Source organism: Micromonospora sp. WMMD961, from assembly GCF_029626145.1.
Taxonomy (GTDB): Bacteria; Actinomycetota; Actinomycetes; order Mycobacteriales; family Micromonosporaceae; genus Micromonospora.
This window is the reverse complement of sequence record NZ_JARUBJ010000002.1, coordinates 4,249,783-4,270,767: the sequence shown is the minus strand read 5'-3', so window position 1 is coordinate 4,270,767 and position 20,985 is coordinate 4,249,783. Positions and strand designations below refer to the sequence as shown.

Here is a 20,985-nt window from a genome sequence, read left to right as displayed (position 1 = left end):
CACCTTAACGCGCCGGAAACGCGCCCGGTACCAACCCTGGGAACGCTCGTCGGACAGTCGACACCACCGACACGCGAACCCGGGGTGACCATGGCCGACAACACCACGAACGCGCCGACGTACGACGGGCCGGTGGACCGGTCCGGCAACGGCCGGACGCTGCCCACCCCCCGCACGAACCCGGTCCTGTCGCTGGACGATGATGACCCGGCCGACCTCGCCACCATCGGGGTGGAGGAGGAGTTCCACGTCGTCGACCTGCACACCCGGGAGCTGGTGCCCCGGGCCGGTGAGCTGCTCGATCGGCTGCCGGCCACCTCGTTCACCGCCGAGCTGCACCGCAGTGTGGTGGAGACCAACACGGCGGTCTGCCGCACCCTGGACGAGATCCGCGCCGAGTTGACCCGACTTCGCCAGGCGGCCGTGCAGGTCGCCGACCGGGCCGGGCTGGGCATCGTGGCGGCCGGCACGGTGCCGCTGCGCGCCGACGGCGACCCGAGCGTCACCCCCACCTCCCGCTACCGGCGGATGCTCGACGAGTACCAGATGCTCGCCCGGGAGCAGCTGATCTGCGGGGCGCAGGTACATGTCGGGGTGTCCGACCGGGATTTGGCCGTCGCGGTCACCCGCCGCGTCCAACCGTGGCTGCCGGTGCTCCTCGCCCTGTCCACCAGTTCGCCGTACTGGATGGGTCAGGACAGCGGCTACGCCAGCGTCCGGTCGCTGGTGTGGCAGCGCTGGCCCACCGCCGGCGACCCGGGCGAGGTGACCAGCGCCGCAGACCACGAGGCGCTGGTCGCCGAGCTGATCTCCTCCGAGACCATCACCGACCCCGCCATGATCTACTTCGATGTCCGGCCCTCGGCGCACGTGCCCACTGTGGAACTGCGGATCACCGACGCCAACGCCGACGTGGAGACCATCGTCCTGCTCACCGGCCTGTTCCGGGCGCTCGTCCGACGGGAGGTCGCCGCGCTGCGCGCCGGGGTGGACCGCACCGCGGTGCGGCCACCGGTGCTGCGCGCCGCCGTCTGGCGGGCCGCCCGCTCCGGGCTGGAGGGGGACCTGCTCGACCTGCCCCGATCGGCCCGACCCGTGCCGGCCGCCGAGGCGGTCCGCCGTCTGGTGACCGACCTGCGCCCGCAGTTGACGGCGACGGGGGACTGGCAGCAGGTCACCGAGCTGACCCGGTACGCGCTGGAACGCGGCAGTTCGGCCGCGCGGCAACGGCGGGCGTACGAGCGGCGCGGCCGGTTGGCTGACGTGGTCGACCTGCTGCTCGACGAGACCCGTGGACGCGTACGGGGGCCACTGCCCGGTGCGCCGACCACGCCGGCCCTGTCCACGTACGTCCACACCGACGACGAGGTCTTCGGCCCGGCGGGACCGGAGCCGGCGTACCGGCCGCTGCTGACCGCCCTGCGGGGTCTCGGCGCCGACGGACTGCGCCAACGTGAGCACGACCGCGACGAGGAGCAGCGCGCCCGGGGCGTGACCTTCAGCGTGGCCGGCGAGGCGAGCACCCGACTCTTCCCGGTCGACCTCGTGCCCCGCGTGGTCCCTGCCGCCGACTGGCGGAGCCTGCGCACCGGCCTGGTGCAGCGGGCCCGCGCCCTCGACGCCTTCCTGCGGGACGTCTACGGCGACCGCGCCGTGGTCGCCGACGGTGTGGTCCCGGCGTGGGTGGTCGAATCCTCACCCGGGCTGCGACCCACCGGGGCGCTGATGGGTCGGCGGGGCACCCGCGCCCAGGTGTCCGGAACCGACCTCGTCCGGAATGCCGACGGTGGCTGGTACGTGTTGGAGGACAACCTGCGGGTGCCCTCGGGCATCGGCTACGCCGTGCAGAACCGTCGACTGACCCGGGCGGTGCTGCCCGAGCTGCCGGTGCCCGACGACCTGCTGCCTGCTGACGAGACACCGGCGATGCTGTACCGGGCGCTGGTGGCAGCCGGACCGGCCGCCGCCGACGACCCCGCCGTCGTGGTGCTCAGCAGTGGTCCGGGTGACCCCGCCTGGTTCGAGCACCGGCTGCTCGCCGACGAGATGGGCGTACCGCTGACCGAGAGCGGCGACCTGCTCGTGGAGGAGGGCCGTGTCCAGCTCATCCGGGAGGGCCGCCGCAGCCAGGTGGACGTGATCTACCTGCGGATGGACGAGGAGGCGTTGCTGCACGCGCCGGGCGCCGACGGCGTCCCGCTGGGCTGGCCACTGCTCGCGGCGGTGCACGCCGGGCGGTTGACGCTGGCCAACGCGTTGGGCAACGGCGTCGGTGACGACAAGGCGTTGTACGCGTACGTGCCCCGACTCATCGAGTACTACCTGGGGGAGAAGGCGCTGCTTCCGGACGTGCCGACGTACCTGTGTGGACTGCCCGAGCAACGTGCCGACGTGCTGGGCCGGCTCGATCAGCTGGTGCTCAAGCCGGTCGACGGGTACGGCGGCGACCGGGTGGTGATCGGTCCACGCGCGGATGAGGAGGAGTTGGACGCCGTCCGCGAGCAGATCCTCGCCGCCCCGCACCGGTGGATCGCCCAGGAGATGATCGCGCTCACCACCCACCCGGTCTTCGACGGGACGGCACTCGCGCCCCGCCACGTCGACCTGCGGGCCTTCGTGTTCCTCGGCGACACCGCCGAGGTCGCGCCGGTGGCCCTGACCCGCGTCGCGCCGGCCGGCAGCATGATCGTCAACTCCTCCCGGGGCGGTGGGTCGAAGGACACCTGGCTGCTCGACGGAGCCGATCGACCGTCGGCGTAACCCACGCTTGACCCCCGCGTCATCGGGGCGCAACCCGGTCCGCCAAGCCTGGACCGGTCAGCGGCCCGAGCCGATGAGAGGTGGATGCCATGTGCGGTATCGGAGGTGAGTTTCGCCTCGACGGGGCGCCACCGGACATGGCGGCCGTCGAGCGGATGCTGCCCGCCCTGGCCTCCCGAGGCCCGGACGGTGAGGGCCGGTGGCAGCACGGCCCGGCGGCGCTGGTGCACCGACGACTGCGCATCATCGACCTGTCCGACGCGGGCGCCCAACCGATGGTCGACAGCGAACTGGGGCTGGCCCTGGTCTTCAACGGATGCATCTACAACTACCGAGAGCTGCGCGACGAGCTGACCGCCGCCGGCTACTCCTTCCGATCCACCTCGGACACCGAGGTGATCATCAAGGCGTACCACAGGTGGGGTACGGCCTGTGTCGAGCGGTTCTACGGCATGTTCGCGTTCGCGCTCGTCGAACTGGCCACGCGCACCCTGGTGCTGGGCCGCGACCGGCTCGGCATCAAACCGCTCTACCTCGCCGAGGGGCCGAGCCGGATCCGCTTCGCGTCGACGCTGCCGGCGCTGCTCGCCGCCGGTGACGTCGACACCGACCTCGACCCGGTGGCGCTGCACCACTACATGACGTTCCACTCGGTGGTGCCGCCGCCGCGCACCATCCTCGCCGGCATCCGCAAACTCCCACCCGCCACCATCCGGGTGATCACCGCGGACGGGCGGAGCACCGACACCGTCTACTGGCGGCCGGAGTTCACCCGCGCCGCCGCCGCACCGATGTCCGCCGGGGAGTGGCAGGAGCGGATCATGACGGCGTTACGCACCGCCGTCCGCCGCCGCATGGTCTCCGACGTGCCGGTCGGTGTGCTGCTCTCCGGCGGCCTCGACTCCAGCCTGATCGTCGCCCTGCTCGCCGAGCAGGGCCAGACCGGCCTGGCGACGTTCAGCATCGGTTTCGAGGCGGCGGCCGGGGAGAGCGGCGACGAGTTCCACTACTCCGACCTGGTGGCCCGCGAGTTCGACACCGACCACCAGCAGATCCGCATCGGCACGGCCCGGTTCGTGCCCGCCGTGCACGAGGCCGTCGCGGCGATGAGCGAGCCGATGGTCAGCCACGACTGCGTCGCCTTCCACCTGCTCTCCGAGGAGGTCTCCCAGCGGATCACGGTGGTCCAGTCCGGGCAGGGCGCCGACGAGATCTTCGCCGGCTACGACTGGTACCCGCCGATGGCGAACGTCGCCCGCGCGGACGCCGTCGAGGCGTACGCCCGGGTGTTCTTCGACCGTCGACACGACGCGCTCGCCGGGCACCTGGCGCCGGAGTGGATGCTCGACCACGACGCCAGCCTGGAGTTCGTGGCCGCGCACTTCGGCGCACCCGGCGCGGACACCGCCCTGGACGCGGCGCTGCGTCAGGACAGCCTGGTGATGCTCGTCGACGACCCGGTCAAACGGGTCGACAACATGACCATGGCGTGGGGTTTGGAGGCCCGGGTGCCGTTCCTCGACCACGAGGTCGTCGAGCTGGCCGCCGCCTGCCCACCCGCGTTGAAGCTGGCGCACGGTGGCAAGGGCGTGCTCAAGGCCGCGAGTCGGGGCATCGTGCCCGACGAGGTGATCGATCGGCCGAAGGGCTACTTCCCGGTGCCCGCCATCCGGCACCTCTCCGGGCCGCTGCTCGACGACGTCCGCGACGCGTTGACCGCGCAACCGGCCCGGGAGCGGGGCCTGTTCCGCAAGGATTACCTGGAGGAGTTGCTGGACGCGCCGAACGCCCGGCGGACCACGCTGGGTTCCAACGCGCTCTGGCAGCTCGGGCTGCTGGAGCTCTGGTTGCAGCGGATCGGGGTTTAGATGAGCGTACGGATCGAGGCGCCGCGGACCACCCGTCGGGCCCGCCCCGCCGGTCGCCGGCCGGCGCCGACGCCCGTCGTCGAGGACTTCGCGCCAGCGCCGTCCCCGGACGGCGCTTGGGTGGCGTACCTCTCCGACCGCGCCGGGACGCCCGGCATCTGGGTCCGCCAGGTCGGCGCGGATGACGCCGTCGCGCTGCCCACCGGTGACGATCCGGTGCTGGCGGTGAGCTGGTCCCCGGACGGGCAGTGGCTGGCTTGCGTCGTCGCTCCCGGCGGCGCGCCCCGCACCGAGGTGTGGCTGCTCCGGCCGGACGGCAGTGGGCGTCACCAGGTCGCCGGCTTCGGTCGGCACAGCGCGACGCCGGCCGGTTGGTTGGCGGGCGGCGCGGTCCTGATGATCACCGAGAGCGCCGAGTGCGGTGCCGCCCTCCTGGTCGACGCGGGCACCGGGCACCGGCGGGTGCTCGCCGAGGGTGACCTGCTCACCCTGCTGGACGTCACCCCGGACGCCCGCACCGCCCTGCTGCGCCGTGGCCCCCGCAACGCCCGCTGGCTGGAACTGCTCGACGTGGCGACCGGGGAGCGGCGGCGGCTGCTGCCGGACACCGGCCGGGGCAGCACCGACCAGGGTTGGTTCGGCCCCGGCGGGACGAGCGTGCTGGCCCGCACCGACGCGTACTCGGAGCTCGCCGCGCTGGTGCGGATCGACCCGGCTCGCCCGGAGGTGGCACCGACCCGGCTCGCCGGGCGGCCGGACGCCGAACTGGAGCAGGCCGCGCCGAGCGCCGACGGTCGCCGGGTCGCCCTGCTGTGGAACACCTACGGTGGCCGCAGCGAGGTGAGCCTGCTCGACCTCGCCAGCGGTGTGCAACGGGCCGTCGCCGCCCCGGGTGAGGTGATCGACGACGCCGTCTTCGCCGCCGGGGGTGACCTGCTCTGCCTCACCGCGCAGGGGCCGGTGCAGCCGCGGGAGGTCTGGCTGGTCGACCCGGCGACCGGGGCGCCGCGTCCGCTGCGGCCGGACACCGGCGTCGCGCGTACGGGCGGCAGCGGTGTCGCCCCGCAACTGGTCGACCTGCGTGCCCGCGATGGTCTGCCGCTGTCCGGGTGGCTCTACCGCCCGACCGGGCCCGGGCCCTGGCCCACCGCCATCAGCCTGCACGGTGGCCCGGAGGCGCAGGAGCGCCCCCGCTACAACCCGCTGTTCCAGGCTCTCGTGGCGCAGGGCGTCGCGGTGTTCGCGCCGAACGTGCGGGGCTCGTCGGGTTTCGGTCGGTCCTTCGTGGCCGCCGACAACCTCGCCGGCCGGTACGGGGCCATCGCCGACGTCGCGGCGTGCGCCGACCACCTGGTGGACAGCGGGGTGGCCCGCCCCGGCCAGCTGGGCTGCCTCGGCCGCTCCTACGGTGGTTACCTGGTCCTCGCGGTGCTGGTGAACTTCCCCGGGCTGTTCGCCGCCGGCGTGGCCGAGTGCGGGATCTCCGACTTCCACACCTTCTTCGCCGGCACCGAGCCGTGGATCGCCGCCGCCGCCGTCAGCAAGTACGGTCACCCGGTGCGCGACGCCGACCTGCTGCGGGACCTGTCGCCGATGACCCACCTCGACCGGCTCGACGTGCCGGTGCTGCTCATCCACGGCGCCAACGACACGAACGTGCCGGCGGGCGAGTCGGCGCAGGTCGCGCAAGCCCTGGCGGCCCGCGACGCCCCGTACGGGCACCTGGTCCTGACCGGTGAGGGGCATGACTTCCTGTCCCGCGACAACGCCGAGGCGGCGCGCACGGCAACCACCGCCTGGCTCACCCAGCACCTCGCCGCGACCGTGGCCACCGTCGGCTGAGGCGTTATCCTGCGCCGGTGGACGTCACGGCGCAGGGCGAGCGGTTGGCCGCCGACCTGGGCCGGTGGCTGACCGACCTCACCTTCGTCGACCTGGGCACCGACGAGGTCACCGCACGGGTGATCGACTCGGTGGTGCGGTGGGCCGAGGCCCAGGGTTGGCGGGTCTACCGACGCGCCCCCAGCGTGTTGCCGTTGCCGCCGCCGTTGGAGCAGCGGCACTCGGTCCTCGACGTGGCGTGTGCCCGCCCGGACGGCCCACCTGTGGTGGTGGAGGTCGACCACACCGACCGGGCCCGTACGGTGCAGAAGCTGCGCGCGGAGGCGGACGCCGGCCGGATTCCGATCTGGGTGCGGTGGGGTGTCGGGCGCTTCACCGCGCCGCCGCCGCCGGTGCGGATGGTGACCGTCGAGGTGACCCGGCGTGCCGGGCCCGCCGGGCAGGGTCGGCTGCACAGCCGCACCGGCGACCGCCCCGCTCCGGAGCACTCGACCGGCGGCGGCACGGCGGACGCGCAGGCGCTGCCGATCCCGCTTCCGCAGCCGGGTAAGGGCACCTGAAGCGAATCGTAAGCGGAGCCCGGCAGAGTCCTGGGTGTCACCGAAGCACATGACCGACAACCAGGAGATTCCGATGCGCAAGCTGATCAACTCGACCTACGTCACCCTCGACGGCGTCATCGCGAACCCGATGTGGACCTCCCCGTACTTCGACGAGGAGGCGTCGAGCCTCGCCGCCGAGCAGACCGACGCGGCGGACGCGATGCTGATGGGTAGGGCCACCTACGACGGCATGTCCGTCGCCTGGCCGAACATGGACGAGAACGACCCGACCACCGGCGCGGCCTACTTCAACAACGTGAAGAAGTACGTCGCCTCGACCACCCTGACCGACCCCACCTGGAAGAACACCGAGGTGCTCCAGGGGGACCTGGTCGAGGCGGTCCGCGCGCTCAAGGCCCAGCAGGGCAGGAACATCATCCAGTACGGGTTCGGCTCGGTCACCGCGCAGCTGATCCGGGCGGGCCTGGTGGACGAGGTCCGGTTCTGGATCCACCCGGTGCTGGAGGGCGGCGCCAGCCTGACGGCACCGCTGACCGACTTCAAGGCGTCGTTCGACCTGGTCGACACCCGGGTGCACAAGAGCGGCGTGATCGTCGCCTCGTACCGGCCGAAGACGACGGCCTGATCGGCGATCAGAGCTGGGCTCGGGCCTCGCCCGGGCTCAGCGTCGCGCCCTCGGCGAGCAACGCGTCGAACCGCCGCGGCCCGAGTTCGGCCCGCAGGCGATCGGCAACCCGGTCGACATCGTCGCGTTCGGCCGGCGCGGCGGGGGACCGCGTGGCGAGCCGGGCGGCGGCAGCGGCGCCCAGCAGCCGGGCGGCGACCTCGGGGGAGCGCACCGCCGCCGCCATCCCCTCCAGGGGGCCGACAGCGTCGCGCATCGTGGCCATCGCCTCGGCGGCCTCGAACGCCTCGATGTGCAGGGCCAGCGCGGCGTCCGGGTCTCCGCCCTGCTCGACCGCGTAGCCCAGCTCGACCAGAACCATCGGCAGGTACAGCGCCGGCTGGCTCTCGCCCCGGCCCAGGTCGGCGAGGTGGGTGAGATGGGTGACGGCCAGGTCGAGCTTCCCGTCGCGGCGGGCGGCCAGCCCGAGGCTCATCTCGGCGAAGACCAGCGCACCGGGCGAGCCCTGCTCCACCGCCAGGCCGTACGCCCGTTCGGCCAGCTCCCGGCCCTGGGTGTAGTCGCGGGTCTGCACCGCGAGCCAGGCCAGCCAGGACAGCTCGGCGCAGACCTGCGGCCACAGCGACAACTCCTCGGCCCAGCGCAGCCCCTCCCGGTGCAGCGCGGCGGCGCGCTCGTGCTCTCCGCGCATGTCGGCCAGCCCGCCGACCCACTCGGTCGCCCGGAGCCGGCCCCACCGGTCGCCGATCTCGGCGAACAGCGCGGCGCTGCGCGTCGCGGTGCGCTCCAGGGTGGCCTGGTCACCGCCTGCGTGCGCGATGTGGGCCAGGGAGGTGAGCACCGCGGCCTCGGTCCACCTGTCGACGGCGGCGGTCGGCAGCAGCTCCGACGCCAGGGGCAGGTCGCCGTGCTCGATCAGTGCGTTGGCCGCGAACCAGGCGGCGTGGCCGTCCGGGTCGGCGGCCACCGCGGCACGTACGTCGTCCGGCGCGACCGACTCACCCAGGGACAGGGCGAATCCGACCCGCCACGGGGCCGCCCGGGACTCCTGCTCCGGGTCGCCGGTCACAGCCAGGGCCCGCCGTGCCTCGGTGAGCCGGCCGCGCAGGTGCCAGTACCAGCTCAACGCGACCGCCAGGCGCAGCCCACCACCGTGGACCAGCGCCGATCGCAGGTTCGCCAGCTCGGCGTCTAGCAGCGCCAACCACCGCTGCTGGTCGGCCCCGCGCAGCCCCGGGTCGGCACGCTCGGCCAGCTCGGTGTAGTAGGCCGCGTGCCGTGCGCGTACCTCGTCGGCGTCGGTCAGGCGGTCCAGGCAGAACGCGGCGACCGATTCGAGCAGCCGGTAGCGGGGGCCGGCGGCGGAGTCGTCGAGCACCACCAGTGACCGGTCCACCAGCCGGGCGAGGGTGTCCAGGTCGGTTCCGCAGACGTGTTCGGCGGCCTCCGGGCTACAGCCGTCGCGAAACACCGCCAGCCGGGCCAGCACCGCCCGGTCGGTCTCGTCGAGGAGGTCCCAGCTCCAACCGATCACCGCGGTCAGCGTCCGCTGTCGGGACGGCACGTCGCGCTGCTGGGTGGTGAGCAGCCGGAACCGGTCGTCGAGCCGGTCCACGACCCCGCGTACGCCCAGCGCACGGACCCGGGTCGCGGCCAGTTCCAACGCCAACGGCAAGCCGTCGAGGCGACGGCAGAGCTGGGCGATCGCCGCAGCGGTCTGCCGGTCGAGGCGGAAACCGCGCTGCTGCGCGGCGGCGCGGGCGGCGAACAACCGGGCCGCCGCCGAGCGCCGGACCGTGTCCAGGTCACCGTCGTCCGGCACGGACAGCGGGGGTACCTCCCAGAGCAGTTCACCGGTCAGTCCGAGTGGCTCCCTGCTGGTGGCGAGCACCGTCAACCCGGGTACGTCGCGCAGCAGCCGGGCGACCAGCGCGGCGACCGGCTCGACGACGTGTTCGCAGTTGTCCAGTACCAGCAGGAGCTGACGGTGTCGCAGGGCCGCCACCACCCGGTCGGTGGGAGACAGGCTCGCGCCGGCGGTCTCGTAGGTGCCCAGAGCGGTGAGCACCCGCTCGGCGACGAGCGTGTCTCCGGCCGGCAGCGGGGCCAGCTCGACCAGCTGGACGCCGTCGGGAACGGACTGCGCGCGGGCCGTCTCGACGGCCAGCCGGGTCTTTCCGACGCCACCCGGCCCGACCAGCGTGACCAGCCGCTGCCGCGGCAACAGCGCGCCCAACTCGGCCAACGCCTCGGCGCGCCCGACCAGCTCGTCGAGCGGGGCGGGGAGGCTGGTGCGGACGACCGCCGCCCTCGGTGGGGCGCTCAGGCTGGCGTCCTGTTCGAGGATCCGTCGGTGCAGCGCGACCAGCTCCGGCCCCGGGTCGAGGCCCAACTCCTCGGCGAGCCGGTCGCGCAGGTCGGCGTAGCTGTCCAACGCCTCGGACTGGCGGCCCGCCGCGTACAGCGCGCGCAACTGCACGGCCCGCAGCCCTTCGCGCAGCGGATGGCGGGTGACCAGCTCGGCCAGGTCGGCGGCGACCAGGTCGTGTTCGCCCCGGGCCAGCCGGGCCTCGGCCAACCGCTCGTGGACGGCGAGCCGCTGCTCGGTCAGGCGGGTCGCCTCGGCGCGGACGAACTCCGCGTCGGCCACGTCGGCGTACGCCTCGCCGCGCCACAGCGCCAGGGCTTCGCTGAGCCGGTCGACGTCGGTGCTGCCCGCCAGTTCGGCGAACCGGTCGGCGTCGACGGCGTCGGCCCGCAGCAGATAGCCGGGCGCCCGGGACTCCACCAGGTCCCGGGCGCCCGGCTCGGCGTCGTTGAGCGCCTTGCGTAACTGGGACACCCGTACCTGGAGGGCGCCGGCCGGGTTGGCGGGGAAGTCCTCGCCCCACAGGTCGTCGATGAGGCGGTCCGCCGAGACGACCTGGTGGCGGTTGGTCAGCAGGTCGGCCAGCAACGCGCGGACCTTCGTGCCGGGCACCACCACCGGCTCGCCGGCGTCCGTGGTCACGGCGAGCGGCCCGAGCACCCCGAACTGCACGGCGGTCATCGTACCGCCGGTCAAACGACCGGAAGCGCACCGTGAGCGCCCCCGTTCTGCGCTCCATTCTCACCGATCGACCGAAGTTCGCCGATCCCGGGAATGGCGTGGGGCCGGTTCGGCGGGTAGAAACAGGGGCGAGAGAGCGCTCTCACCGCCCTAGACTGCGCCGGAGTCCGCTCCGGCCAGCGGAGAGGACGAACCGCATGTCAACCCCGTCCCGTCGTACCCTCACCCTCGCCCTGACGGTGGCCATGGCCGTCACCGTGAGCGGCACGGCGGCCAGCGCCGGCCGCCCTACCTTCGGCGCACCCGACTTCGGCCCGAACGTGACGATCTTCGACCCGTCCATGCCGGTCGGTGAGATCCAGCAGACCCTCGACGCCGCGCACGCCCGGCAGGTCGACAACGAGATGGGCACCGAGAGGCACGCCTACCTGTTCAAGCCGGGCGCGTACGGCACGGTCGAGCAGCCGTTGCAAGCCAAGGTCGGCTACTACACCGAGGTCTCCGGCCTGGGCGCCTCGCCCACCGACGTCGCGATCAACGGCAAACTGGAGGTCTACAACCGCTGCCTGGCCGACGGCGGCACCGGCAACTGCCTGGCGTTGGTCAACTTCTGGCGCACCCTGTCCAACCTGTCGCTGACCGTCAACGCCGCCGGCCAGGACGACTGCCGGTCGTCGGCGAACTTCTGGGCGGTGTCGCAGGCGGTGTCGATGCGCCGACTGAACATCGCCGGCGGCGGTCTGTCGCTGATGGACTACTGCACCGCCGGCCCGCAGTACGCCAGCGGCGGTTTCATCGCCGACTCCCGGCTGCCGGCCACCACCAACGGATCACAACAGCAGTGGCTGACCCGCAATAGTGAGGTCGCGAGCTGGTCCAACGCGGTGTGGAACCAGGTCTTCGCGGGGGTCGAGGGCGCGCCCGACGACGCCACGTTCCCCGACCCGCCGTACACCACCCTGGAGACCACCCCGCTGAGCCGGGAGAAGCCGTACCTCTTCGTCGACGACAAGGGTCGTTACCAGGTGCGGGTGCCCGCCGCGCAGCGCAACAGCCGGGGTGTCTCCTGGGCCGACGGCCTCACGCCGGGCCGGACCATCCCGATCGGCGACTTCTTCGTCGCGAAACCCTCCGACCCGGTACGCGTCATCAACGCCCAGCTCGCCCGCGGCAAGCACCTGCTGCTCACCCCCGGGGTGTACGACGTAGCGCGCAGCATCGAGATCCGCCGCGCCAACACCGTCGTGCTCGGCATCGGGCACGCCACCCTCACCGCGGTGAACGGCGCCGTCCCGCTGGACGTCGCCGGTGTCCCCGGCGTGGTCGTCGCCGGTGTCACCATCGACGCCGGCACGGTCGAGTCGCCGGTCCTGCTGCGGGTGGGCCGGCAGCACGGGCACAACGCCAGCAGCCCGCACAACCCGACCACCCTGTCCGACGTGTACTTCCGCGTCGGTGGCCCGCACATCGGCCGGACGGACACGGCGCTGGAGGTCAACAGCGACAACGTGCTCATCGACCACACCTGGGTCTGGCGTGGTGACCACGGCGTCGAGGGCTTCACCGAGGGCGTCAACGGCGACACCGACCGCTGGCGCACCAACACCGGTCGCTACGGCGCCGTCATCAACGGCGACCATGTGACCGCGACCGGCCTGTTCGTCGAGCACTTCCAGCGCTACAACACGGTCTGGAACGGCGAGCACGGCACCACGATCCTGTACCAGAACGAGCTGCCGTACGACCCGCCGACGCAGGCCGACTGGATGAACGGCACCGTCGAGGGCTGGGCCGGGTACAAGGTGGGTGACCGGGTGCGGCACCACACCCTGCACGGCGGCGGGGTGTACGTCTTCAACCAGAACAACCCGTCGATCCACACCGAGAACGGCTTCGAGGTGCCGAACCGGCCGGGTGTGACGCTGCACCACATCATGACCGTGAACCTCAGCGCCGGGACGATCGACCACGTGGTCAACGGCGTGGGCGACGCGGCCGACATGACCAAGGTCGGCGCGCCGGTCTACCTCACGCAGTACCCGACCCCGTAGGGGTCTCGGGCGTACCGACGGGGCCGGAGCCGGCGTGGCTCCGGCCCCGTCGACCGTTGCGCGTCTCCTTCCGCCCCGCTGGCGAATATTTCCAATGATCAGTCGTACTCTTGCGGGCTGGCATTCACTGCTGCCACGATGGCCGTCAATGCCTTCCGTCCCGAAGGAGTGGTCGTCATGGCGGTCTCCCGCCGCAGGTTCGTCACGTCCGTGATGGCGGGGTCCGCCCTCGCCGCCGCCTCCAGCACCGAGCTGCTCGCCACCATGTCCAGCCCCGCGCACGCCGCCAGTCCCCCCGGGGACGTGGTCGGCAAGGTGACGGTCGGCTACCAGGGCTGGTTCAGCGCCCCCGGCGACTCCGCGCCGATCGGCGGCTGGTGGCACTGGAGCCGCGACCGGTTCCAGCCGCCGTCGCCCGCCAACACCACCATCGTGTCCTGGCCGGACATGCGCGAGTACACCCGTACCTATCCCACCGCTTACCCCAACCTGGGCAACGGTCAGCCGGCCACCCTCTTCTCCTCCTACGACCAGCAGACGGTGGACACCCACTTCCGGTGGATGCAGGAGTACGGCTGCGACACCGCCGCGTTGCAACGGTTCAACCCGACGGGCGACGAGGGCCCGACCCGCGACGCGATGACGCAGAAGGTGCGCTCCGCCGCCGAGCGTTACAACCGCAAGTTCTACATCATGTACGACGTCACCGACTGGCTGACCTTCCAAGCGGACATCAAGACCGACTGGACGACGAAGATGTCCGCGCACACCGCCTCCAGTGCGTACGCCCGACAGAACGGCAAGCCGGTCGTCTGCATCTGGGGCTTCGGCTTCAGCGAGCCCAGCCGCCCGTTCACCCCGGGGCCCTGCCTGGAGGTCGTCAACTGGTTCAAGGCGCAGGGCTGTTACGTCATCGGCGGCGTCCCGACCTGGTGGCGGCAGGGCATCGAGGACTCCCGCCCCGGCTTCCTCGACGTCTACCACGCGTTCCACGCGATCTCGCCGTGGATGGTCTACCGGGCCAGGACCGTCGAGGAGCTGGACTCGTACTACAACAACGTCAACGTCGGCGACATGGCCGACTGCGCGGCACGCGGCATCGACTACCTGCCCTGCGTGATGCCCGGCGACCTGGCCGGGGGGCACCGCAAGCACGGCGACTTCTACTGGCGGCACATCTACAACATGGTCCGGCTCGGCTCCCAGGGCCTGTACGTGTCCATGTTCGACGAGTACAACGAGGGCAACCAGATCGCCAAGACGTCCGAGACGCAGGCCACCACCCCGGCCGGCGCGAACATCCGGGCACTGGACGAGGACGGCGTCGCCTGCTCCTCCGACTACTACCTGCGGATCACCGCCGACGGCGGCCGGATGCTCAAGGGACAGCTAGCGCTCACAGCGGTCCGTCCCACCCCGCCGACGACCGGCACCCCGCCCCCGACCGGCGGCGACCTCGCGGCCGGCCGCTCCACCTCGGCCAGCAGCCAGGGCGGCGGGTTCCCGGCGAGCAACGCGGTGGACTCCGACGCCGGCAGCTACTGGGAGAGCGCCAACGGCGCCTTCCCCCAGTGGTGGCAGGTAGACCTCGGTGCCAGCCACCAGGTCAACAAGCTCGTGCTGCGGCTGCCCACCGGCTGGGGCGCGCGTACCCAGACCATCACCGTGCAGGGCAGCGTCGACGGCAGCTCCTTCTCGACCATCGCCGCGGCCTCCGCGTTCACCTTCGACCCGGCCACCGGCAACACCGTCACCCGCACGCTGACGACCACCACGGCCCGCCACATCCGACTCAGCGTCAGCGGCAACACCGGCTGGCCGGCCGCCCAGCTCGCCAAGGTCGAGGTGTACGCCGCCAGCGGCACCACTGACACCCCGCCGACCGCCCCGGGTGGTCTCACCGTGACCGGCAAGACGTCGAGCAGCGTGTCCCTGGGGTGGACGGCGTCGACCGACGACACCGGGGTGACCGGTTACCAGGTACGCCAGGGCGGCAATGTGGTCGCCACCGTCACCGGCACCACTGCCACCGTGAGCGGGCTCAGCCCGTCCACCGCGTACATCTTCACGGTCGTCGCCCGCGATGCCGCCGGCAACACCTCCGGCGCGTCGAACGCGGTCACCGTCACCACGGACGCCGCAGCGAACGCGGACCTCGCCCGGGGCCGATCCACCAGCGAGAGCAGCCACGTCCAGAGCTACGCCTCCGGCAACGTGGTCGACGGCGACGCGAACAGCTACTGGGAGAGCGCCAACAGCGCGTTCCCGCAGTGGGTGCAGGTCGACCTGGGTTCCTCGCGCACGGTGGGTCGGGTGGTGCTGAAGCTGCCGCCGTCGTCGGCCTGGGGTACTCGGACGCAGACGCTGTCGGTGCAGGGGAGCGCTGACGGGTCCAGCTTTGGCACGCTGGTCGGGTCGGCGGGGCGGGTCTTCAACCCGGGCAGTGGCAACCAGGTGACGCTCACCTTCACCGCCGCGCAGGCCCGCTACGTGCGGATCACGGTCACCGGCAACACCGGCTGGCCGGCCGGGCAACTGTCGGCGCTGGAGGTGTACGCCAGCTGACCAGGCGTGGGGCGACCACCGGACATCGACCGGTGGCCGCCCCGATGCGTCGACCAACGCCTATGGGTGCTGGTGGACCGCTCGGACAGTTCAGCCCTGCTCCTCGCGTAGCTCATCGCCAAGTGATCGCTCTTTCACACCGACGTGGTGACCACTGTGCGCATCGGCTCTGTCAGCAGTAGCCAAGTGTCTGGTGGTATGTGCGGTTTGCCGGGAATGGCGCGCCGTTCCAGACAAAAGCAAAGCCCACCGGCCGTGTGTCCTGGCAGATGATGTAGCCCGAGCCGTCGGGGTCCTGGAGGTAGGTCCGCAGCCGACGTGCACATGGCGGACATCGTCGTCGACCTCGGGATCGTGGCTTTGGCCTCGTCCTGTCTCTACTCGAACGCTCGATGATTACCAGGGCACGAGGGTTCCGTCCCAGGAAAGGAATTCACCGGTGGGACCGTCGTCGGGTAGCAGTGCCAGCCGGACGGCACCCGCTGCAGCCTCGGCCGGATCTCCGCCGCTGGCGGAGGCGCTCGCGTTGAGGTCGGTCTTTCGCAGCCCGGGTGCGAGCGCGTTTACCTTGAAGCCCTCTGCGGCGAGCGCCTGGGCGTAGAAGACGGTCAACGCGTTGAGCGCCGTCTTCGACGACCGGTACGCGGCGAGTGAGCCTGTCGTGGGGAACTGCGCGTCCGGGCCGGTACTCCAGTCCAGTGATCCTGTGCCGCTGGAGATGTTCACGATCCGCGGCCGGGCCGAGCGGCGCATCGCGGGCAGGAACGCGTTGGTCACCGCAACGACCCCGAACACATTCGTTTCGTAGGTCCGGCGGAAGCTGTCGACATCGGTCTCGGTTACCGGGTTCAGGTCGACCGAGATTCCGGCGTTGTTGACCAAGATGTCGAGGTTTTCGACCTGACGGGCAACATCGGCAAGACTCTGCTCGTTGGTGACGTCGAGGATCAGTAGTCGGGCGCTGCCGCCGATCTCGTCAACGGCCCGCTGTCCCCGTTCCGGGTCCCGGGAGCCGACGTAGACGGTGAGCCCGGCCACCGCGAGCTGCCGCGCAATCTCCCTGCCGATGCCCTTGTTGGCACCGGTGACCAATGCCGTGGAATCGTTCATAGTGTTCATACTGCCGACGATGCTGGCGGCAGTCCGGCCGATCCAGGGACAACCGGTACCTGGCAGCGGAGGAGGCGCCCCATGGCCAGACAGGAACTGGCGCGGTTCCTGCGCCAACGGCGAGAGGACCTGCGCCCCGCCGACGTCGACCTGCCCGCCGGCGGACGGCGCCGTACTCCTGGGCTGCGCCGTGAGGAGGTCGCAGGGCAGGCGCACATGTCCGTCGACTACTACACCCGACTCGAACAGGCCCGAGGTCCGCACCCGTCGCCGCGGATTCTGGACGCTCTCACCCGCGCGCTGCGGCTGTCGCCGGCCGAGCGGACCCACCTGTTCCGGCTGGCCGGGGCGAGCCCGACACCACCTGCCGGCCCGGTGCGCCAGGTCCGCCCGTACGTGGCCAATCTGCTACGCCGCATCCCCGAGGCGGCGGCCGTCGTCACCGACGTCACCTACGACGTGATCGCGTTCAACCCGCTCGCCGACGCCCTGCTGGGCAACCTCACCGAGGAGCCCAACCTGGCCCGCCGACGGTTTCTGCACCTCGGCTACGAAAGCTCCAGCGCCGAGGAATTCGGTTATATCGCAGTGGCGCGGCTACGCGCCGCCGCCGACCGCTACCCCCGCGATGAACCCCTCGCCCGCCTCCTGGCGGAACTCGGCACTGGCAGCAGCGAGTTCACCGAGATCTGGAATACCAACCCGGTACGCGCCCCCGGCCACCGGACCAAGACCATCAGCCATCCGCAACTCGGCCCGCTGCGGCTCAACTGCGACGTACTCACCGTCCCCGACGACGACCAACAAGTCGTCTTCCTCACCGCCGACCCCGGCACCCCCACCGCCCACGCTCTACGCCACCTCGTCGCAACCGGCTGACGAAACCCTCAACCAGGCGCGTGGACCCGCATACCAAAGGCGTCCGCACATCGGCAGTGCCGGATGCCCGGCACCGCTGGGCGGCGGAAACCGTGCGTGACGGCTTGCCCTGCTGCCTGCGCGCTGACCTACACCGATGCCCAATCCGAACGTCATTGGATCAAGAGGGCACAGAGGTCGGCGACGGCGTAACCACCAGTAGACGCTGGCCGCGTCGAGGTTAGGACGGCGCGGGCGGTCGGGAAACCCCTTCTCCTGTCGTTCCGGCCGATCTGACGGCCGGCATATCCGGCGATCCGGCGGGAAAGCGCGGGGCGTCCGACAGCCCGAGACCGGAGCAGGAGTGAAACATGCCTTTCATCACCGTGGGGACGGAAAACTCCGCGCCCATCGACCTGTACTACGAGGATCACGGATCCGGTAAGCCGGTGGTGCTGATCCACGGCTTCCCGTTCAACGGCGCGACCTGGGAGAAGGAGACCAAGGCGCTGCTCGACGCCGGATACCGGACGATCACCTACGATCGGCGCGGTTACGGTAACTCCGCCCAGCCGGCGTTCGGCTACGACTACAACACGTTCGCGGCCGATCTCGACGTGCTGATGAGCGAGCTGGACCTGCGCGACGTGACCCTGGTGGGGCACTCGATGGGCACCGGCGAGGTCGTCCGCTACCTGGGCAACTACGGCTCCCAGCGGGTCAGCCGGGCGGTCCTGCTCAGCCCGCTGCAACCGATGCTGGCGAAGGCGAGCGACAACCCGGAGGGCGTCGAGCGGAGCCTCTTCAAGGGTTTCCAGGACGCCATCATCAAGGACCGGTTCGCCTACCTGACGTCCTTCTGCGACGCGTTCTTCAACCCGGACCAGAACATGGGCAAGCGGGTCAGCGAGGAGGCGTACCGGGCGCACTGGCAGATCGGTGCGATGGCCTCCGGCAAGGCCACCCACGACAGCGTGGACGCCTGGCAGGAAGACTTCCGCCAGGACCTGCCGAAGATCAATATTCCGGTGTTGATCGTGCAGGGTGACCAGGACCGGGTGCTGCCCTATCCGGTGACCGGTCAGCGGCTCGGGCCGATGATGCCGACCGGCCAGCTCGTCACGCTCAAGGGCGCGCCGCACGGCATCCCGTGGACCCATGCCGACGAGGTCAACAAGGCGATCATGGACTTCATGAAGCAGCCGGCGAAGGCTCGCGCCTGACCCGTACCGGTAGCCGATCGGACACCAGCGCCGCGACACCCGGCCCACGGTTCGCACCGGGGCCGGGTGTCGTCGTCGGGTCAGGGCCGGCGGGCCACCACCGCACCGTTGGCGCCGGGGGCGTCGAACGGCAGGGTCCGCACGTCGACGAAGCCGGCGTCGGTCAGCCAGGCGGCATACTCGGCACCCGAGTAGTTCCGGCCGCCCTCGGTCTCGACCAGCATGTTCATCCCCATCAGGGCCGCCTCCGGTGGGCCGGTGCGCTCGTCGTTGAGCAGCAGTTCACAGACGACGATCGCCCCGCCGGGCGGCAACGCCGCGTGGCACCGGGCCAGCAGCGCCCGGTTCGTGGGCTCGTCCCAGTCGTGCAGGATCATGCTGAGCAGGATGACGTCGTGCCCGTCCGGCAGGGCGGGGTCGGCGAGGAAGTCGCCGGCCACCGCGTCGATCCGCCCGGTCAGGCCGGCCTCCGCGATCCGCTCCCGGGCCCGTACGCAGACGTGCGGCAGATCCAACACGGTGGCGCGCAGTTCGGGCAGGCGGCGGCAGAACTCGATCGGGAACGCGCCGGCCCCGCCGCCGACATCGAGCAGCAGTCGGTGCGTGGAGAAGTCGTATGCGTCGGCCAACGCGCTGGCGGTGAAGCTGGACGTGGAGAACATCGCGTCCCAGAACTGCGCCAACATTTCCGGGTCGGCGGTGTCGAACATCGACTGTTGGGCCTCCGGATCCCAGGTCAACGGCCGATCCGTGCGCAGGGCCTCGCCGATGCGGTGCCAGGGCAGGTAGGTGCGCAGGTCCGAGTAGCGGACCTGCGCGCCGAAGTAGTACGGCCGACCCTCGACCAGGAACTGCTCGGCCAACTCGGAGTTGCGATAACCGTCGCCGGCCTTCTCCAGCAGGCCGAGCGAGGCACTGGCGGCCAGCAACAGGTCCGCGGGCCGGTCGGGCAGCCCGAACTCGGCGGCGGCCTCCTCGACGGTCATCGTCCGCCCGCCGGCCAACCGGGTGAACAGGCCCAGCTCGACGCCGACCGCGAGAGTCTTGAACCCCCACACACCGGCCACCAGGCGCATGAGGGGAGTCGGAGTGATCATGCGGTCATCAGATCACGATTTCCTTCCGTCCACGATGGGCGGTCACGCCCGCACCAACGTCTGCAACTCCGCGGCAACCCGGCAGCGGCAGCACCCTGCCAACCAGCTGCGCCGATCAATGGCAGCGGAGCAGTTCGACACGCCGGGCGTCGCCCTGCTGAACTGCCACCGATCGGTGTACCGGCAGCGCGTTCGGCCTGCCTAGCGTCGGCGGACCCGGCGTGCGGCGAGGCTCACCGCCGTGCTGCCGGCCGCCATCCCGACCAGCACCAGCACCGCCCCGACAGCCCACAGGCCGCTGTCGTCGGTCGACGCCGCCCGCCACGTCCAGGCCGCCGTGAACGCGACAGTCATCACCAGCGCCACCAGCCACGGGCTGAGCCGCGTCCCGGCGAGCGCGGCCAACAGCACCAGCGTCAGCACGCAGCCGATCACCTGCCACGGCTCGTACGGGCCGCTCGTCGCACCGGTCTGCGCGTCGACCGTGTACTCGTCGTCCCAACCCAGCCAGAGCAGCCAGGCCCCGACCGTGGCCGCCGCCAGGAACAGAACACCGAGCAGTGCGCGTGTACCCCTCGTCGCCGTCATCCGGCGATCATCCCTCGCACCGCGTTCGAAGAGAATGAGGTTCGGTACCCAGCGGCCAGACTCGATAGACTCGCTGCCGCTGATGGGGAGGATCGGATGAAATTTCTGTCGTCGCGGCCGAAGCCGCTGCCGGAGGAATTGAAACGCCGCTCGCGCGAGGCCCTGGCGCTCTTCGACGCCGGCGAGTACGCGTCCGCCGAACGGGCCTGGGAGGCACTGCTGACCGACTGCGATCGGGACCTCGGTCCGGCCCATCCCGAGACCATCACCACACTGGACCGCCTCGGGTCGGCGATGCTCCGCCAGCGACGTCCCGACGAGTCGGCCGACCGGCACCGTGAAGCCCACCGCCGGGCGGTCCGTGCGTTCGGCCGCAACGATCCGGCGACCCTGATCTACGCCTACAACCTCGGGTGCGCGCTCGTCGAGACCCAACAGTGGGGTGAAGGGCTGCCGGTGCTCACGGAGACGCTGCGGCGGCAGCGAAGCCGGCTGGGCAAGTCCCATCCGGACACTCTCGCCACGGCCAGGACACTCGGTGCGTCACAGTTCCTGGCTGGTGACACGCTGGCCGCACTGCAGCTCCTGGGGGCCAGCTACAACCTCGCCTCCGAGGCCTTCGGGCCGGACGATCCGCTGACCCAGGACCTTGCCGAGAACCTGGGGATGGTGCTGCGCGACTCCAGCCAGTCCTGATAACGATCGTTGAGGATGTTGCCCCGGCCGGTGGTGATCCTCTACGGTCGGCTCAGCGGTGGGCGGTGCGGTCCGCATCCGACCGGACGC

The 20,985-nt window shown here is 71.4% G+C and carries 14 protein-coding genes; 10 read left to right on the top strand and 4 right to left on the bottom strand.

The window, feature by feature from the left end:
• Window positions 1–90 precede the first annotated feature (90 nt).
• The 5 genes from O7614_RS19440 to O7614_RS19420 all read left to right on the top strand — a co-directional run bounded on the left by O7614_RS19440 (window position 91) and on the right by O7614_RS19420 (window position 7,658).
• Window positions 91–2,760, top strand: a complete 2,670-nt coding sequence (locus O7614_RS19440) for a carboxylate--amine ligase/circularly permuted type 2 ATP-grasp protein (protein WP_278139887.1) — start codon at window positions 91–93, stop codon at window positions 2,758–2,760.
• Between the two features lie 89 nt (window positions 2,761–2,849).
• Window positions 2,850–4,628 (top strand): N-acetylglutaminylglutamine amidotransferase, encoded by a 1,779-nt coding sequence (locus tag O7614_RS19435; RefSeq protein WP_278139886.1) that lies wholly within the window; start codon window positions 2,850–2,852, stop codon window positions 4,626–4,628.
• Window positions 4,629–6,470, top strand: coding sequence for a prolyl oligopeptidase family serine peptidase (locus tag O7614_RS19430; RefSeq protein ID WP_278139885.1), 1,842 nt, complete (start codon window positions 4,629–4,631; stop codon window positions 6,468–6,470).
• Between the two features lie 17 nt (window positions 6,471–6,487).
• Window positions 6,488–7,030 carry a hypothetical protein gene (locus tag O7614_RS19425; protein WP_278139884.1) on the top strand — a complete coding sequence of 181 codons (543 nt, stop codon included), beginning with the start codon at window positions 6,488–6,490 and terminating at the stop codon, window positions 7,028–7,030.
• Between the two features lie 73 nt (window positions 7,031–7,103).
• Window positions 7,104–7,658 (top strand): dihydrofolate reductase family protein, encoded by a 555-nt coding sequence (locus O7614_RS19420; protein WP_278139883.1) that lies wholly within the window; start codon window positions 7,104–7,106, stop codon window positions 7,656–7,658.
• A gap of 7 nt (window positions 7,659–7,665) precedes the next feature.
• Here O7614_RS19420 and O7614_RS19415 read toward each other — a convergent pair whose 3' ends face one another.
• Window positions 7,666–10,707 carry a BTAD domain-containing putative transcriptional regulator gene (locus tag O7614_RS19415; protein ID WP_278139882.1) on the bottom strand — a complete coding sequence of 1,014 codons (3,042 nt, stop codon included), beginning with the start codon at window positions 10,705–10,707 and terminating at the stop codon, window positions 7,666–7,668.
• A gap of 197 nt (window positions 10,708–10,904) precedes the next feature.
• Between O7614_RS19415 and O7614_RS19410 the strand changes: the two genes are divergently transcribed.
• Both O7614_RS19410 and O7614_RS19405 read left to right on the top strand, forming a co-directional pair.
• Window positions 10,905–12,758: an adenylyl cyclase gene (locus tag O7614_RS19410; protein WP_278139881.1), complete on the top strand. Its 1,854-nt coding sequence runs from the start codon at window positions 10,905–10,907 to the stop codon at window positions 12,756–12,758.
• 177 nt (window positions 12,759–12,935) lie between these two features.
• A complete protein-coding gene (locus O7614_RS19405; protein WP_278139880.1) occupies window positions 12,936–15,323 on the top strand; it encodes a discoidin domain-containing protein in 2,388 nt (795 codons plus the stop codon).
• A gap of 396 nt (window positions 15,324–15,719) precedes the next feature.
• Here the strand turns inward: O7614_RS19405 and O7614_RS19400 are convergent, their stop codons facing one another.
• Complete coding sequence (locus O7614_RS19400; protein WP_278139879.1) at window positions 15,720–16,433, bottom strand: SDR family oxidoreductase; 714 nt, start codon at window positions 16,431–16,433, stop codon at window positions 15,720–15,722.
• Window positions 16,434–16,514: 81 nt separating this feature from the next.
• Here O7614_RS19400 and O7614_RS19395 point away from each other — a divergent pair, with 81 nt between their 5' ends.
• Both O7614_RS19395 and O7614_RS19390 read left to right on the top strand, forming a co-directional pair.
• Window positions 16,515–17,312 carry a helix-turn-helix transcriptional regulator gene (locus O7614_RS19395; RefSeq protein ID WP_278139878.1) on the top strand — a complete coding sequence of 266 codons (798 nt, stop codon included), beginning with the start codon at window positions 16,515–16,517 and terminating at the stop codon, window positions 17,310–17,312.
• A 350-nt stretch (window positions 17,313–17,662) separates the two neighbouring features.
• Window positions 17,663–18,514: an alpha/beta hydrolase gene (locus O7614_RS19390; protein ID WP_278139877.1), complete on the top strand. Its 852-nt coding sequence runs from the start codon at window positions 17,663–17,665 to the stop codon at window positions 18,512–18,514.
• An 80-nt stretch (window positions 18,515–18,594) separates the two neighbouring features.
• Here the strand turns inward: O7614_RS19390 and O7614_RS19385 are convergent, their stop codons facing one another.
• Together O7614_RS19385 and O7614_RS19380 are read right to left on the bottom strand one after the other, a co-directional pair.
• Window positions 18,595–19,611, bottom strand: a complete 1,017-nt coding sequence (locus tag O7614_RS19385) for a methyltransferase (protein WP_278139876.1) — start codon at window positions 19,609–19,611, stop codon at window positions 18,595–18,597.
• A gap of 201 nt (window positions 19,612–19,812) precedes the next feature.
• Window positions 19,813–20,199 (bottom strand): hypothetical protein, encoded by a 387-nt coding sequence (locus O7614_RS19380; protein WP_278139875.1) that lies wholly within the window; start codon window positions 20,197–20,199, stop codon window positions 19,813–19,815.
• 96 nt (window positions 20,200–20,295) lie between these two features.
• On the opposite strand from O7614_RS19380, the gene O7614_RS19375 reads away from it, so the two are divergent.
• Complete coding sequence (locus O7614_RS19375; protein WP_278139874.1) at window positions 20,296–20,895, top strand: tetratricopeptide repeat protein; 600 nt, start codon at window positions 20,296–20,298, stop codon at window positions 20,893–20,895.
• The last annotated feature ends 90 nt before the right edge of the window (window positions 20,896–20,985 follow it).

Bases quoted from the DNA above. Each gene is read 5' to 3' on its own strand.
- O7614_RS19440 (WP_278139887.1), top strand. From the start codon at position 91: ATGGCCGACAACACCACGAACGCGCCGACGTACGACGGGCCGGTGGAC.
- O7614_RS19435 (WP_278139886.1), top strand. From the start codon at position 2,850: ATGTGCGGTATCGGAGGTGAGTTTCGCCTCGACGGGGCGCCACCGGAC.
- O7614_RS19430 (WP_278139885.1), top strand. From the start codon at position 4,629: ATGAGCGTACGGATCGAGGCGCCGCGGACCACCCGTCGGGCCCGCCCC.
- O7614_RS19420 (WP_278139883.1), top strand. From the start codon at position 7,104: ATGCGCAAGCTGATCAACTCGACCTACGTCACCCTCGACGGCGTCATC.
- O7614_RS19415 (WP_278139882.1), bottom strand. From the start codon at position 10,707: ATGACCGCCGTGCAGTTCGGGGTGCTCGGGCCGCTCGCCGTGACCACG.
- O7614_RS19410 (WP_278139881.1), top strand. From the start codon at position 10,905: ATGTCAACCCCGTCCCGTCGTACCCTCACCCTCGCCCTGACGGTGGCC.
- O7614_RS19405 (WP_278139880.1), top strand. From the start codon at position 12,936: ATGGCGGTCTCCCGCCGCAGGTTCGTCACGTCCGTGATGGCGGGGTCC.
- O7614_RS19400 (WP_278139879.1), bottom strand. From the start codon at position 16,433: ATGAACGATTCCACGGCATTGGTCACCGGTGCCAACAAGGGCATCGGC.
- O7614_RS19395 (WP_278139878.1), top strand. From the start codon at position 16,515: ATGGCCAGACAGGAACTGGCGCGGTTCCTGCGCCAACGGCGAGAGGAC.
- O7614_RS19390 (WP_278139877.1), top strand. From the start codon at position 17,663: ATGCCTTTCATCACCGTGGGGACGGAAAACTCCGCGCCCATCGACCTG.
- O7614_RS19385 (WP_278139876.1), bottom strand. From the start codon at position 19,611: ATGATCACTCCGACTCCCCTCATGCGCCTGGTGGCCGGTGTGTGGGGG.
- O7614_RS19380 (WP_278139875.1), bottom strand. From the start codon at position 20,199: ATGACGGCGACGAGGGGTACACGCGCACTGCTCGGTGTTCTGTTCCTG.
- O7614_RS19375 (WP_278139874.1), top strand. From the start codon at position 20,296: ATGAAATTTCTGTCGTCGCGGCCGAAGCCGCTGCCGGAGGAATTGAAA.